At 66.7% G+C, this 14852-nt stretch carries 14 protein-coding genes; 9 read left to right on the forward strand and 5 right to left on the reverse strand.

What is annotated here, in order from left to right; all coding sequences use genetic code 11:
• Nucleotides 1–2: 2 nt before the first annotated feature.
• Entirely contained in the window at nt 3–962 is a 960-nt protein-coding gene (locus FOE78_RS16870; protein ID WP_143987329.1) for an ABC transporter permease, read from the forward strand.
• 3 nt (nt 963–965) lie between these two features.
• On the opposite strand, the gene FOE78_RS16875 is transcribed toward FOE78_RS16870, so the two are convergent.
• A complete protein-coding gene (locus tag FOE78_RS16875; protein WP_143987330.1) occupies nt 966–1574 on the reverse strand; it encodes a hypothetical protein in 609 nt (202 codons plus the stop codon).
• A gap of 199 nt (nt 1575–1773) precedes the next feature.
• Here FOE78_RS16875 and FOE78_RS16880 point away from each other — a divergent pair, with 199 nt between their 5' ends.
• From FOE78_RS16880 to FOE78_RS16900, 5 genes are all read left to right on the forward strand, one after another.
• Nucleotides 1774–2982 (forward strand): thiolase family protein, encoded by a 1209-nt coding sequence (locus FOE78_RS16880; RefSeq protein ID WP_143987331.1) that lies wholly within the window; start codon nt 1774–1776, stop codon nt 2980–2982.
• Nucleotides 2979–3665, forward strand: coding sequence for a 3-oxoacid CoA-transferase subunit A (locus tag FOE78_RS16885; RefSeq protein WP_143987332.1), 687 nt, complete (start codon nt 2979–2981; stop codon nt 3663–3665). The genes FOE78_RS16880 and FOE78_RS16885 overlap by 4 nt, the downstream gene beginning before the upstream one ends.
• Complete coding sequence (locus FOE78_RS16890; RefSeq protein ID WP_143987333.1) at nt 3662–4345, forward strand: 3-oxoacid CoA-transferase subunit B; 684 nt, start codon at nt 3662–3664, stop codon at nt 4343–4345. The genes FOE78_RS16885 and FOE78_RS16890 overlap by 4 nt, the downstream gene beginning before the upstream one ends.
• 96 nt (nt 4346–4441) lie before the next feature.
• Complete coding sequence (locus FOE78_RS16895) at nt 4442–5365, forward strand: metallophosphoesterase (protein WP_168207559.1); 924 nt, start codon at nt 4442–4444, stop codon at nt 5363–5365.
• Nucleotides 5366–5388: 23 nt separating this feature from the next.
• On the forward strand, nt 5389–6111 hold the full coding sequence (locus FOE78_RS16900) for an endonuclease/exonuclease/phosphatase family protein (protein ID WP_143987335.1): 723 nt from the start codon (nt 5389–5391) through the stop codon (nt 6109–6111).
• Here the strand turns inward: FOE78_RS16900 and FOE78_RS16905 are convergent.
• Nucleotides 6108–6791, reverse strand: a complete 684-nt coding sequence (locus FOE78_RS16905; RefSeq protein WP_143987336.1) for a hypothetical protein — start codon at nt 6789–6791, stop codon at nt 6108–6110. The two genes, FOE78_RS16900 and FOE78_RS16905, sit on opposite strands and share 4 nt — an antisense overlap.
• A 54-nt stretch (nt 6792–6845) precedes the next feature.
• Here FOE78_RS16905 and FOE78_RS16910 point away from each other — a divergent pair, with 54 nt between their 5' ends.
• Together FOE78_RS16910 and FOE78_RS16915 are read left to right on the forward strand one after the other, a co-directional pair.
• Nucleotides 6846–8492, forward strand: coding sequence for a thiamine pyrophosphate-binding protein (locus tag FOE78_RS16910; protein ID WP_143987337.1), 1647 nt, complete (start codon nt 6846–6848; stop codon nt 8490–8492).
• Between the two features lie 194 nt (nt 8493–8686).
• Entirely contained in the window at nt 8687–9010 is a 324-nt protein-coding gene (locus tag FOE78_RS16915; protein WP_143987338.1) for a hypothetical protein, read from the forward strand.
• A 55-nt stretch (nt 9011–9065) separates the two neighbouring features.
• On the opposite strand, the gene FOE78_RS16920 is transcribed toward FOE78_RS16915, so the two are convergent.
• Both FOE78_RS16920 and FOE78_RS16925 read right to left on the reverse strand, forming a co-directional pair.
• Complete coding sequence (locus FOE78_RS16920; RefSeq protein ID WP_143987339.1) at nt 9066–10454, reverse strand: AMP-binding protein; 1389 nt, start codon at nt 10452–10454, stop codon at nt 9066–9068.
• Nucleotides 10455–10517: 63 nt separating this feature from the next.
• Complete coding sequence (locus FOE78_RS16925) at nt 10518–11774, reverse strand: S1C family serine protease (RefSeq protein ID WP_143987340.1); 1257 nt, start codon at nt 11772–11774, stop codon at nt 10518–10520.
• 136 nt (nt 11775–11910) lie between these two features.
• On the opposite strand from FOE78_RS16925, the gene FOE78_RS16930 reads away from it, so the two are divergent.
• Entirely contained in the window at nt 11911–13245 is a 1335-nt protein-coding gene (locus tag FOE78_RS16930; RefSeq protein ID WP_143987341.1) for a sulfatase-like hydrolase/transferase, read from the forward strand.
• On the opposite strand, the gene FOE78_RS16935 is transcribed toward FOE78_RS16930, so the two are convergent.
• Nucleotides 13179–14732 carry an alkaline phosphatase D family protein gene (locus FOE78_RS16935; RefSeq protein ID WP_143987342.1) on the reverse strand — a complete coding sequence of 518 codons (1554 nt, stop codon included), beginning with the start codon at nt 14730–14732 and terminating at the stop codon, nt 13179–13181. The genes FOE78_RS16930 and FOE78_RS16935 overlap by 67 nt on opposite strands.
• Between the last annotated feature and the right edge of the window lie 120 nt (nt 14733–14852).

Genomic DNA, 14852 nt, shown 5'->3' on the forward strand with positions numbered 1-14852 from the left:
TCATGGTCAGGTTTCTCATCCGGCGCATCCTGCTCGGCCTGCTGGTGATGTGGTTGATCACCATCGGCGTTTTCGCGTTGTTCTTCATCGTGCCCAGCGATGTCGCTCGCACGCTGGCCGGCCGGCAGGCGACGCCGCAGACGATCGCGTTGATCAACCACCGGCTGGGCCTGGACCAGCCGTTGTGGAAGCAGTACTGGCATTTCCTCAGCAATGCGTTGCACGGCGACCTCGGCTACGACTACTACCACGGTGTCGCGGTCACCCACATCATCGCCCAAGCGTTGCCGATCACGGTTTCGCTGGCGGTCGGCGCCTCGATCCTCTGGCTGGCACTGGGCGTCTACAGCGGTGTGGTGTCGGCGACCCATCCGCACAGCGTGGCGGATCGCAGTCTGACGATCTTCGCGTTGTTCTTCTACTCGATGCCGTCGTTCTACCTCGGCCTGCTGCTGTTGTACTTCCTCTATTTCCGGCTCACCGTGTCCGGGCACGCCTGGTTCCCGCCGGGCCAGTACGTGCCGTTCAGTACCAGCCCGGCACAGTGGTTCCAGCATCTGGTGCTGCCCTGGATCACGCTGGCGCTGCTGCTGGCCGCCACGTACACCCGGCTGACTCGCAGCTCGATGCTGGACGTGCTCGGTGAGGACTACATCCGCACCGCCCGGTCGAAGGGCATCAGCGACGGCCGAGTCACCTATCGGCATGCGCTGCGTGCCGCACTGACCCCGGTGGTCACCCAGTTCGGTATTGATCTTGGTCAGCTGATCGGCGGCGTGGTGGTGACCGAAACCGTGTTCAGCCTTCCTGGCTTGGGATACACCGCGATCCGGGCGATCAACCAGCAGGACCTGCCGGTGATCATCGGCATCGTGCTCTTCGCCAGTGCCGCCGTGGTCGCCGCCAACATCCTGGTCGACATCGGCTACGCGGTCCTGGATCCACGAGTCAGCGTGCACTGATCGCTATCGACCGAACGCTTCCGCCCACCGGCCGGCTGTGGTCGGGTCGTAGTAGCGGGTGAATCCGCAGGACCAGGCGTGGTAACCGGCCTGGTCGGTGCCGCCGCTCAGCAGCAGTCGCGTCCCGACCCCGTACGCCGGTGGCCTGTCCTCGTCGACCCACGGGCTGGCGATCTGGATGTTGATCCTGGTGCCGGTGCCGCCGCGATACCAGTGCTCGACGCGGACGGTCGCGTTCGCATCGTCGCCGCTGATCCTGAGCTTGGTGATGGTCCCGTCGGCCGCCCAATCCCTGTGCACCAGGCTGTCCAGGCCGTAGGAGTCAACGCAGGAAAGAGACTGCCCGGTGCCCACCACCCCGCTGTGTCCGGGCGAGGTCGTCACCGGAACCTCTGGTTGAAGCTGTCGGACGATGCCTACCCCGGCAATCGCGACCATGATCACCACCACCGCCACGATCGAGATCCGCAGGACGTTTCGTCTGATACGGCGCCTCCGCGTCGTCTCGTGAACGGGCGCGAGGTCGACCGACGAATCCTCGGTCGCCTGGACCCGGTCGGGCGCTTCCCCGACCCCCTGGTCGCTCGGCCCGGCGACTGTCGCGTCCTTCATCGCCCCAAGCTAGCGGCATTCGCAGCGGACCGAGACACCCGGCCCGCACCCGACCTCGTTCGAGCAGTAACAATGTAGGAGCAGATCGCCAGTTCGGCCCTGAAACGCCGGTTCGACGCGACTGCTCCTGCATTCTTACCGATGCGGACGGCTCGCCTGCGGGTCGCGGCTCATCGTGCGAGCTGGAGAGGAGGGCTCCGTGAGCAGGCAGACGTCCGCCTATCTGTACGACGCGGTTCGGACTCCGTTCGGGAAGATCGGCGGCGCACTGGCCGGCGTACGGCCGGATGATCTTGGTGCTGTCGTGATCACCTCATTGCTCGAACGAGGGCTCGACGCCGAGGCGGTGGACGAGGTGATCTTCGGCAACGCCAACGGCGCCGGCGAGGAGAATCGCAACGTCGGCCGGATGTCGTCTCTGCTGGCCGGGTTGCCGACCAGCGTGCCCGCGAGCACCGTGAACCGGCTCTGCGGCTCGAGCCTGGACGCCGCGATGATCGCATCCCGGACGATCGAGACCGGCGACGCGGAGGTGATCATCGCCGGCGGCGTCGAGTCGATGAGCCGGGCTCCGTGGGTGCTTCCCAAACCGTCGAGGCCCTACCCTGCCGGCGATGTCACTGCGGTTTCGACCACGCTCGGCTGGCGGCTGATCAATCCTCGGATGCCGAAGGAGTGGACCGCCTCACTCGGCGAGGCCAATGAACAGCTGCAGCAGAAGTTCGGCATCTCCCGGCAACGTCAGGACGCGTTCGCGCTCACGTCGCACGAACGCGCGACGCTGGCCTGGCGACAGGGCAAATACGAGAAGTTGATCACCGGGGCGCCGCTGCTGGCCGAGTACGGCGCCGAGTTGGCCATGGACGAGACCATCCGGCCGAACAGTTCGGCGGAGTCGCTGGCCAAGCTGAAACCCGCCTTCGGTACGGACGGCACGATCACGGCGGGCAACGCGTCCTCGCTGAACGACGGCGCGGCCGCGACGCTGATCGGATCCGAGCACGCGGCCGAACGACTCGGCAGTGCACCGCAGGCGAGGATCGCCGGCCGGGGTGTAATGGCGCTGGATCCGCAACTGTTCGGCTACGCCCCGGTGGAGGCGGCGAATCGGGCGTTGGCCCGTGCCGGGATCGGCTGGGCCGATGTCGGCGTGGTCGAACTCAACGAGGCGTTCGCGGTGCAGTCGCTGGCCTGCATCGACGCCTGGGGCGTCGATCCCGAGATCGTCAACCAGTGGGGCGGGGCGATCGCGATCGGTCATCCGCTGGGCGCCTCCGGCGGTCGCATCCTCGGCACCCTCGTCGCGATCATGAAGGAGCAAGATCAACAGTGGGGCGTGGCCGCGATCTGCATCGGTGTCGGCCAGGGACTGGCCGTGGTGTTGGAAAACGAGGAGGCCGTCTCATGATGCGGGTCTGCGCCGATCCGGACGAAGCGGTTGCCGGCATCACCGACGGTTCGACCGTCATGATCGGCGGCTTCGGCAACGCCGGCATGCCGTTCGCGTTGATCGAGGCGCTGCGCCGTACCGGCGCCCAGCAGCTGACCGTGATCAACAACAACGCCGGCAACGGAGACACCGGGCTGGCCGCACTGCTGGCCGCCGGTCAGGTCTCCAAGATCATCTGCTCCTTTCCGCGGCAGACCGACTCGTGGGTGTTCGACGACCTCTACAGGTCCGGTCGGATCGAGTTGGAGCTGGTGCCGCAAGGCAATCTCGCCGAACGGATCCGCGCAGCAGGCGCCGGCATCGGCGCCTTCTTCACCCCGACCGGCTACGGCACCCCGCTCGCCGCGGGCAAGGAGGCTCGCAAGATCGGTGGCCGCTGGCAGATCCTCGAGTACGCCCTGCCGGCCGACGTCGCACTGATCGCCGCGGATCGTGCCGACGGCGTCGGCAACCTCGTGTATCGCAAGACAGCAAGGAATTTCGCGCCGATCATGGCCAGCGCCGCCAGCACTACGATCGTCCAGGTCCGCGAGCTGGTACCGACCGGTGATCTTGATCCGGAGTCAGTGGTGACGCCGGCGATCTTCGTCGACCGGGTCGTGATGGCCGAGCCGTACGCAGCCGCGAAGGCGGCGTCGTGAGCGATACAACTCGTACTTGTGAACATCTCGATCGCGGTCCGCTCGGCCGGGACGAGATCGCAGCTCTGGTCGCCGCAGACATCCCGACCGGGTCGTACGTGAATCTCGGCATCGGGCAACCGACCAAGGTCGCCGATCACCTGACGGCCGAGCAGCGGGTCACGTTGCACACCGAGAACGGCATGCTCGGCATGGGCTCGGCGGCGACCGGTGATCAGATCGATCCGGATTTGATCAACGCCGGCAAGTTGCCGGTGACCGAACTGCCCGGGGCGTCGTACTTCCATCACGCCGATTCGTTCGCGATGATGCGCGGCGGGCATCTCGATGTCTGTGTGCTGGGCGCCTTTCAGGTCTCGGCTACGGGCGACCTGGCCAACTGGCACACCGGTGCCCCGGACGCGATTCCCGCTGTCGGCGGCGCGATGGATCTGGCCATCGGCGCCAAGGACGTGTACGTGATCATGTCGCTGTTCGGCAAGGACGGAAGGGCCAAACTGGTACCGTCCTGCACTTATCCGCTGACCGGCGTCGGCTGTGTCAGCCGGATCTACACCGAGTCGTCGGTGTTCCTGATCACCGATGACGGACCGGTCGTCCGGGACACCTACGGGATCGGCTTCGATGATCTTGCCGGCCGGCTGGACGTCGAGCCGCGACGGGTTGAGGACGCCGGCTGATCGGCCGGGTTTCGATCGTACCAACGACGGGTGAACTTCCGCGCCCGGCCGCGCGGACGGTTGCCAGCACTGCCACCCCGCGACCAGACTGCACCCGTGACCGCTGAAGCGTCCAACCACACCGCACGATCAGCCGCGACGGTGGCCGGGGCCGACCGGGATGTCGACGCCGAGCCGCTGTTCCGATTCGGGTTGCTGGCCGACGTGCAGTACGCGGACGACGACCCTCGCCCTCAGATCGACCGCTACTACCGATATTCCCTCGGCAAACTGGCGGAGGCGATCACCGAGTTCAACCGGCACGAGCTCGCCTTCGTCGTCCACCTCGGTGATCTTGTCGATCATGATCTGGAAAATCTGCCACCGGTGCTCAACCTGCTCCGGCAGTCGACCGCCCCGGTGCGGCAGGTGCTCGGCAATCACGACTTCCTGTCACGAACCGGCCCGAACGGCGTCTCGGCCGAAGCTGACGTCTTCAGCGCCTTCGGGCTCGAACGGCCCTACTACGCCTTCGACGTCGCCGGCTGGCGTTTCCTGGTGCTGAACACGAACGAGGTCGGCGTGATCGCCGCCGAACCGCAGACCGAACGCTGGCTGCAGGGCCGGCAACTTCTCGATCGGCTGGCCGCGGAGAAACGCCCCAACGCCAACGCGTGGAACGGCACCATCGGCCCGGAGCAGACCGGCTGGCTGGAAGATCAGATCGAGGACGCCGGGACGCACGGTTTGCGGGCGGCGATCCTGGCACATCACCCGGTCTTTCCCGATCACGGTGACAACCTGCTCGATGATCATCGGATGCGCGAACGGCTGCCCGACTTCCCCGCACTGAAGGTCTGGTTCAACGGTCACCAGCATCAAGGCGGCTACGGCGAGCACGGAGGCGTCAACTACCTGACGCTCTGCGGGATGGTGCAGACTCGCCGCAACGCCTACGCGATCGCCGAGGTCTACCATGACCGGATCGAGATCATCGGCTTCGACCGTGAGCCGACTCGTACCCTCAAGATCAACTCCTGAACCGGCGAGGTGCCGCCCCCGACATGCCCACCGAATTGACCGTGATGTCGTTCAACATCCATCACGGCGAGGGAACCGACGACGTGCTCTCGCTCTCCCGGATCGCCGAGGTGATCAAGATCGCCGACGTGATCGGTCTGCAGGAGGTCGACCGGCACTACGGCGAACGCAGTGACAACGCCGACCAGGCCGCCGAACTCGCTGCCCTGTTGGGATATCACGTCGTCTTCGGCGCCAACATCGACGACGATCCACCGGCCGACGGCGAGCCGCGGATGCAGTACGGCACGGCGATCCTGTCCCGTCATCCGATCCTCTCCTGGAGCAACGATCGACTGACCGGGTCCGCGGAGGACGAGCCGCGCGGACTGCTCCGGGCGACCATCGACGTCGACGGTACGGAGTTCGGGTTCGCCAACGTCCACCTGGCAGTCGAATCCGACGCGGCCCGGCGAGCCCAGGCGGAGCAGATCATCGGCCTGATCGACCACGACCGGCCGAGTGTCCTGGTCGGCGACTTCAACGCCGAACCGGACGCCCCAGAGCTCACGTCCTTGATCGCCGCGCTGTCCGACACCTGGTCCGGCGACGGCGATCCGTCCACCTATCCGTCCGACCAACCGATGGAGCGGATCGATCTGATCTTGTCCACGCCGGCGGTCCGGACGGTGGCCGCCCGGATCGTCGACAGTGACCCGACCGCATCCGATCACCGCCCCGTACTGGCAAGGATCATCATCGGCTAAACCAGATCGTCTGCCGACAGGGTACGAACCGAATCAGCGGTGGCCAGGTGCATCGGCCAGAGCGCCAGCTCGAATTCACCGGTTGCCCGCAGGTCGCCGATGGTGGTCAGGATCGCGGTCGCCCGGGCTTTGTCCAACTCGGTGACTCGCGACGGACCTGGCCGGCTGAGCAGCAACGCTACGCTGCAGGCGCCCTGATCGCGGACACCGTTCACCATCCAGATCACACTGCGCAGCATGTCCGGGTCGAGACGATCGGGAAGATCATCGATCGGCAGCACGGCAGGCAGTTGCCGCCCGTCGCGGTCGAACCAGATCGCCCACAGCGAATGCAGCCCGAAACCGCCACTGCCCAACAGCGAACGCCAGCGCTGCCGCAGCTCTTCGCTGTCGTGCACCGGCGGAGCCTGGTCGATCGACGGCGGGGTCGGATGCGGGTCATCGGAAAGGAATTGAGTCATGCCGACGATCATCAACCCGATCCGCACCCGGCCCGGGCGAGTTATCCACAGGCTGCCGGAAGATCTTTCGCCGACGGCGTCGTAAGGTGGGCAACGTCCGGCACGCGATGCTGCGATGCCGTTGCTCGAAAAATGGGCAATCAGGGCTCGACCCGCCGCTCCGGCGGCCACGCCGGCTCGATCGAGGTCGAGGAACCGAGACACATACGGCCACCACACCGTCGCGTCGCCACGCTCGCTCGGCGTCGCTCGTCTCGAGGAGATTCCGCAGCCATGTCCACCGACCCTGAATTCACCGTCTCCGGCGTGATCGCGCAGACCCTGGCACGGCACCTGCGCCACTGCTTCGGTCTGATGGGCAACGGAAACGCCTACCTGCTGGACGCGCTCGCCGGCACCGACGTGCCCTTCGTCGCGGTCCGCCACGAGGCCGGCGCCGTGGTCGCCGCGGACGCCTACTATCGCGCCTGCGGGCGCATCGCTGCCGCAACCACCACCTACGGCGCCGGCTACACCAACACGGTCACGGCGCTGGCCGAGGCGGTCCGGGCCCGGACGCCGCTGCTGCTGGTGACGGGTGATCAGCCGTCCACCGGGGCTCGGCCGTGGGATGTTGATCAACCGGGCATCGCGGCCGCGGTCGGCGCCCGAACCTTCGTCGTCGGTACCGACGATGCCGCCGCGATGACCGTGGCGGCGTTGCAGTACGCACTTGATCATCGAGCGCCCGTGGTGCTGTCCATTCCGTACGATCTGGCCGCGGCCGGAGCCGGCGTCCAGCCCACGGCCGCGGAGTTGATCATGCCCGCCCCGTTGGCTCCCGATCGGACGCAGATTCCTGCCCTGGCAGGGATTCTGGACCGTGCTCAGCATCCGCTCGTGCTGGCCGGACGTGGTGCCTGGCTGTCCGGGGCGTCCGACGTGCTGGCCCGGCTGGCGCATCGGATCGGTGCGTTGACGGCGACCAGCGCCGGCGCCCCCGGCGTGATCGGCCCGGCTCCCGACGGGCTCGAAGTTGATCTTGGTATCTGCGGCGGATTCGCCGACGACGACGCGGCGAAGTTGATCAACTCCGCAGACGTGGTGCTGGTGGCGGGCGCTCGGCTCAATCCTTTCACCATGCGACATCAGACGGCGCTCGGATCCGACGCCACGGTGATCCAACTCGACCTCGCCGATCAGGCAACGCATCCGTCGGTGTCGCATTACCTGCGTGGCGACGTACGGTTGAGCGCCGAGGCGTTGCTGGCCGAACTGGGCGACGCACCCGTGCACCGCTGGCGTGATCGAGCAGCCAACCGCTCTCGGCACCGCGATCCGGGCACCGGGCTGGCGGCGGACGGTCGACTGGACCCGCGGTCGGTGGCGTACCGGCTGAATCAGCTGCTCCCGGCCGACCGGACCGTGGTCTCCGACGGCGGCCACTTCATCGGCTGGGCACCGACCTACTGGGATCTGCCGGAGCCGAACCGGTTGATCCTGGTCGGTACGGAGTTCCAGGCGATCGGGATGGGATTCCCCAGTGCCGTCGGTGCTGCGGCCGCGCTGCCGGAGTCGACCGTGGTGCTGACCACCGGCGACGGTGGCGGGCTGATGGCGCTCGCCGACCTGGACAGCATGATCAGGACGGTACGCCGTGGCGTGGTCGTGGTCTGGAACGACGGTTACTACGGTGCCGAATTGCATCAGTACGGCAGCCTGGGGTTGTCTACTGCTCCGATGCGGATCCGTACCGCCGACTTCGCCGCCCTCGGTCGCGCCCTCGGAGCAGCCGGCGCGGTGATCAACACGCCGGATGATCTTGATCAGCTGGCCCGCTGGCTGGACGCCGGCAGCGACGGCGTCTTCGTCGCCGACTGTCGCGTGTCACCGCACATCCGCGCGCCGTACATGACCACCCAGCTCAGCCTGACCTCCTGAGTCGGCGGTACGTTTTCCAACCACTGTTGAGTTTCGCCCCGGTCCATCAGGTGATAGCGGCACAGACCACCAACGCGGCTGCTTCAGAAAGCTGATCGGGACTTCGGGACGGGCGGGCACGATCAGAGGCTACCGGCCGGATCTCCGTCCTGCGACAGATCCCACGTGCCGCGGAGCAGTCTAGATTTCACGCTATGTCCAGAACTCGCGTCACTTCGTTCGTCGCCGGCATGCTGCTGGCGAACAGCCTTCCGCACCTGGCCTCTGCGATCACCGGTCGACGGCACATGACCCCGTTGGCCGGACGCCGGTCCGACGGACCGGTGAACGGTGTCTGGGCAGCGATCAACATCGCCGCCGGCCTCGCGCTGTTGCTGCCGTCGCGTGCGAAGGGCGGTCAACAGTGGGACCGCGACCTGTCCGCCTTTGAGCTGGGCAGCGTCACCTTCGCCACCTGGATGGCCGGCTCGGAACTGGTGTCCGCGATGAACTCGTCCGAAACCGGTCGGGACGACTGAGCGCTCGGCTCAACGGGCCGATCAGCGCAACGGGCCGATCAGCGCAACTGGCCGATCAGTGCAGTTGGGACTTCTGGATCTTGCCCATCGCGTTGCGTGGCAGGGATGCGGTACGGCGGATCTCACGAGGGCGTTTGTGCACCGACAGCTGGCCGGCAACCCAGTTGATCACGTGCTGCTCGTCGACCTGATCTCCGACCACGTAGGCGACGATCCGCTGACCAAGATCATCATCGGGTACGCCGACCACAGCGACTTCCTCGATGCCCGGGTAGTCGAGCAGGACGGCCTCGATCTCGCCCGCGCCGACCCGGTAGCCACCGGACTTGATCAAGTCCTGTTCGGCCCGGCCGACGATGCGATGATGATCTTCCGCGTCCACCGCGGCGACGTCGCCGGTGCGAAACCAGCCGTCCGCGGTGAACGACTCTGCGGTCGCTTCCGGGCGACCGAGGTAGCCGTCGAACAGGGTGGCTCCCCGGATCTGCAGGTCACCGATGGTCTCGCCGTCGGCGGGAACCGGAGCTTCATGATCATCAACGATCCGTGCCCGTACTCCGTCGATCGGCCGCCCGACCCAACCCGGCCGCCGTTCCTCGTCGACGCGGGCCGCCAGCGTGATCAACGTCTCGGTCATCCCGTACCGCTCGATCGGCCCCTGCCCGGCCAGTTCACGGACATCGCGGAACACCGTCGACGGCAAGCCGGCGCTGCCGGACACCAGCAACCGCGCCGACGACAACGCCCTCGCCGACGCAGGATCGGCGGCGATGCGGCTCCAGACCGTCGGCACGCCGAAGAACATCGTGCCGCCGGCTTCGGCCGCGGCGGCGTAGAGCTCGGGCCGGGGCCGGCCGGTGTGGATCAGCGATCCGCCCACCCGCAACGGTCCGAGCAGGCCGAGCACGAGTCCGTGTACGTGGAACAGCGGAAGTCCCTGCACCAGAACGTCTTCCGGGCTCCATTGCCAGGCCGCGGCCAGCGCGTCCAGTTCGGCGGCCAGGGCCCGGCGAGAGATCAGTGCACCCTTCGGCGCGCCGGTGGTGCCCGAGGTGTACATGATCAACGCGGTGCTGTCCGGATCCGGTTCGGCCGGCGGTGTGGACTGTCGCGACCGATCGATGATCACCGACGGCAGCGCGGAAGGAAGATCATCGGGCCGGTCGCCGAACCAGCAGTCGGCCCCGGAATCACGCAACAGATGATCACGTTCGCGGGGCCCGGAGTCCGGCGGGATCGGCACCGCCGGTACATCTGCCTGCAGGCAGCCGATAATGGCGATCACCGTGGACAGGTCGGCAGTCGCGTGCACCGCGGCGGCGTCCGCGCCGGCCACCTGTTCGGCGACCGCGGCAGCCGCTGCGTACAACTGAAATCTGGTGATTCGGTTACCGCAGATCGTCAGCGTCGCATCGTCATTTCCCTGCCCCGGAAGCAACTCCATCCCCTCATCCTGCCCGACCTGTCAGAAGGTAGTTGGGCTATGACCCAACTACCTTCTGACAACTCAGTTGATGGGGCTGTCGCCGAGGGTGACCGTTGCCGATTGCTGATCACCGTTGCTGTCGATCCAGGTGATCTTGACCTGGTCGCCGGGCTGATGCTTGGCCAGCGCGTCGGTCAACGCGGATGCCGAGCCGATGGTGGTCGAGCCGACGCCGGTGATCACGTCGCCGGCTGCCAGGCCGGCGGTTACGGCAGGGGTGCCGTCCTCGACTCCGACCACCGCTGCTCCGGATGTGCCCGTTGTGCTTTGGGTGCCGAACGAGCCGGACCCGCCGAAGGCGCCGCTGGTGCCGGCTCCGCCGAACGGGTCGTTGTAGCCGTACTGGTCGCCCCAACCGGACTGGCCACCGGACTCGGCGGACTGGGCGCTGGAATCGCTGACCTCGACGCCCAGGTAGGCGGCCGGGCCGATCCGGACCTGGCTGGTCTCGTTGCCGGCGTTGATCTGATCGACGATCTTCAACGCGTTGTCGATCGGGATCGCATACCCGTCGATCTGGCTGCCGGAGGAGGCCGCGGTGTCGATGCCGACGACCTCGCCCTGGGAGTCCAGCAACGGACCGCCGGAGTCGCCGGCGACCACGTCGGCGTCGGTCTCGATCATTCCGGTCAGGCTCTCGCCCTTCACCGTGTCCTCGGCGGCGGTGGTGATGTCCGCGTTCAGCGAGGTCACCTGGCCGTCGGCGGCGCTGAGTTCGCCGGTGCCGCCGGCGTTGCCGACTGCGGTGACGTTGTCTCCGACGGCGACCTGATCCTCATCCAGATCGGCAGTGGTCAGTCCAGAGGCCTTCTTCAGCTGGAGCACGGCGACGTCGGAGCTCTGGTCCGCGCCGACCAGGGTTGCGGTGTATGTGGCACCGGTGCTGGCCACGGTGACCTTGATGCTGGTCGAGCCTTCCACCACGTGATAGTTGGTCAGGATCTTGCCGCCCGAGGTGAGCACGATGCCGGTGCCGGCTGCGCCGGAGCCGTCGTAGAGCTCGGTGTCGATCAAAACGACGCCGCGGGACTCGCTTGTGCTGGCCGGATCGGATTGCGTGGTGCTCGTGCCGGAGCTCTGTGATCCGCCGGAGCCGTAGCCCCAGCCGTACGGCGAGCCGTAGCCGCCGGCGTCGACCAGCCGAGTGGTGGCGGCCGAGGCCGGACCGACGGCCAGTCCAACCATCAGCACGCCGGCGCCGGCGGCGGCGGCCAACCGCCGTAGCGGCTTCCGCAACGGGTGTGCAGCAGCATTCGTCCCTGTGAACAGTCCAGCCATGAAGTCACGCCCTCTCGGTGAAGATCAGCTGCCTACAGCAAACGCCGGCGACCCGTCCGATGCCCCAGAGCAGCCTTTGGACATCCTGTGAGCGGTCTCCTCGAGTTGGCGAGAAGCGCTTCGATAGCCTGCCGGGATGAGTTCTGCGAGCCCGGCCGACCGCAGGTCCCGCCGCCGGCCCAACGTGGTGATCGTCTACACCGACGACCTGGGCTACGGCGATCTCGGCTGCTACGGGGCCGACGATCTGGCCACGCCACACCTGGATGCGTTGGCCGAACGGGGCGTACGCGCCACGTCGTGGTATTCCAACGCACCGGTCTGTTCACCGTCGCGGGCGGCATTGTTGACCGGACGGCATCCGATCAACACCGGCGTCACTCACATCCTGGGCGGCCGTCGCAGCACCCCGGGGTTGTCCAACGATCAACCGACGCTGATGTCGATCCTGGCCGAGCAGGGTTACCACACCGGCATCTTCGGCAAGTGGCACCTCGGCCTGACGCCGGACTGCCGGCCGCGGTCGCACGGTTTCGAGGAGTTCTTCGGCTTCCTCGCCGGTTGCGTGGACTACTACAGCCACATCTTCTACTGGGGACAGGGCGACGGCACGGATCCGCTGCATGACCTGTGGGAGAACGAGACCGAGGTCTGGCACAACGGCGAATACCTGACCGAGCTGATCACCGATCGAGCGGTCGACTTCATCGAGCGCCACGCCGATCAGCCGTTCTTCTGTTACCTGCCGTACAACGCACCGCATTATCCGATGCACGCTCCGCAGCACTACCTCGACCGCTTCGCCGACCTACCGGCCGATCGGCGGATCATGGCGGCGATGATCGCGGCCGTCGACGACGGCGTCGGCAGGGTGGTGGAGACCCTGCGTGAGCAGGGTTTGCTGGACGACACAGTGATCATCTTCTCCAGCGACAACGGCCCGTCGGCCGAATCGCGGAACTGGCTCGACGGCAACGATCAACCGTGGCGTGCCGGCACCACCGGTGGCTATCGCGGCTACAAGGGCAGCCTTTTCGACGGTGGCATCCGCGAACCGTTCTTGATCAGTTACCCCGCGGCGCTGCCGGCCGGTCGTGTCGTCGATGCCCCGGCTCAGATGTCCGACGTGGTGCCCACCGTGCTGTCCCTGCTCGGGATCGAGACCACCGACCTGGGACCGGGGATCGACTTCGACGGCCGTGACGTCAGCGGCCTGCTGGCCGGCACCGCGGAATCGCCGCACCAGCAGCTGGTCTGGTCCCAGGACAACCAGCTGGCGATCCGCGAGGGCGACTGGAAGTTGATCACCAACCCGTGCCTGGACTTCGACCGGGTGCTGCCCGATCCGGTCTGGCTGTCCGACCTGGCGGACGATCCGTACGAGCAGACCAACCTCGCCGATGATCATCCGGAGACCGTACGCCGCCTGTTGGCAGACGTCAGCAACTGGCACTCATCCATCACCGGGTGAGATTCGCACCAACATTGGTGCGAATCTGACCCGCTGAGCGACCGGCCGACCGACCAGGAACGTTGTGGGGCCAGATCCCTCGACCACAACACGGTGCCGGAGTTGTCGCGCAGGTTCACCGTCAGCTCCCGGCTCCGGCCCGAGATCTTGACCTCGCCGAAGAACTGATACTCGCTGTCCGGTGCGGCGTTGGCGTACGGCGGTGATTTGACGAACACCTGCTGCGCACCGAAGGTGCCGTCTACCGGACTCGCCGGGAAGCTGCCGGCATTCAACGGGCCGGTGGTGAACTGCCAGAACGGGTCGAAGTCGTTGAACGCCGCCTTGTCCGGATCAAAGTAGTGGGCCGCGGTGTAGTGCACGTCGGTGGTCAGCCAGACCACGTTCTTGATCTTGTGCCGCTTGATGAAGCGGAGGATCTCGGCGATCTGCAGCTCGCGTCCCATCGGTTGTCCGTTGTCGCCGTTGGACACCGCCTCGTAGTCGGAGGCTCCGTCGGCGACCACCTCACCCAGCGGCATGTCGTTGGAGATCACCTTCCAGGTCGCCCTGGACTGCAGCAGTTCACGCTCCAGCCAGCGCTGCTGGCGCAAGCCGAGAATCCCGCCGTCGTTGAAGGTTTGCCGGTTCGGCGAGTTGGCGTCGCGGAACCACCGCATGTCCAGCACGAACACGTCCCGCAGCGGTCCCTGATGCAGGGTCCGGTAGATCCGCCCTTCGGCGTCGTAGCGCGGATTGATCGGGGTGTACTCGTGATAGGCCTGCCGAGCCCGATACTTCAACACGTCAACGCGTTTCTCGGTGTACTCGGCGTCCTCGAGGATCTCGCCCGGATACCAGTTGCTGTGGGTTTCATGATCATCCCACTGCTGGATCTGCGCCACCTCGGCGTAGAACGCCTTCAGGTTCTCGTCCATCAGGTTGTACTGGTACTGGCCGCGATACTCGGTCAGCGTCTCGGCCGGCTTCGACTTCTCCTCGGTGACCAGGTTGTGCCAGACCGATCCGTCGTGGGTCAGCTGGGTCGCCTCGATCGGATCGTCGGCGTAGACGTTGTCGCCGTTGCAGATGTCGAAGTCCGGCGAAAGCTTGCGCATCTGTTCGAAGATCCGGTAACCGCCGCGATCGACGTCGATGCCCCAGCCTTGGCCGCCGAGGTCCCCGGACCAGACGAACGAGATGTCACGCCGGTCACGCGCTGCCGTCCGCAGGTGGCCGGTCAGCTGCTGGCCGGCGCGATCATGATCACCATGACCGTACGGGGTGACCCGGTAGTACAGATCGGTGCCGGACGGCAACCCGTTGATCACGGTCTTGCCGGTGAAATCCGAGGATGCTCGCAGCCAGGCGCCTGGAATCGCTTGGCTGCGGCGGAATTCCGGGCCGCGGCTGATCTCGACCAGCATCCGCGCCTCCCGATCCGCACGGGTCCAGATCGTTGCCGAGTTGCTGGTCACGTCGCCGCTCTGCACGCCGTGCGTCAGCATCGGTCGGCCGGATCTGGTCTGCCGCGGAGCGCCCAGGGCGGACGGGACGTTCAGTCCCCCGACCAGCCCGCCGCAGCCACGGCGCCGCCGGCGCCGAGCACGGTGGTCAAGAATGTACGA

The organism is Microlunatus elymi, assembly GCF_007362775.1.
GTDB classification, from domain to species: domain Bacteria; phylum Actinomycetota; class Actinomycetes; order Propionibacteriales; family Propionibacteriaceae; genus Microlunatus; species Microlunatus elymi.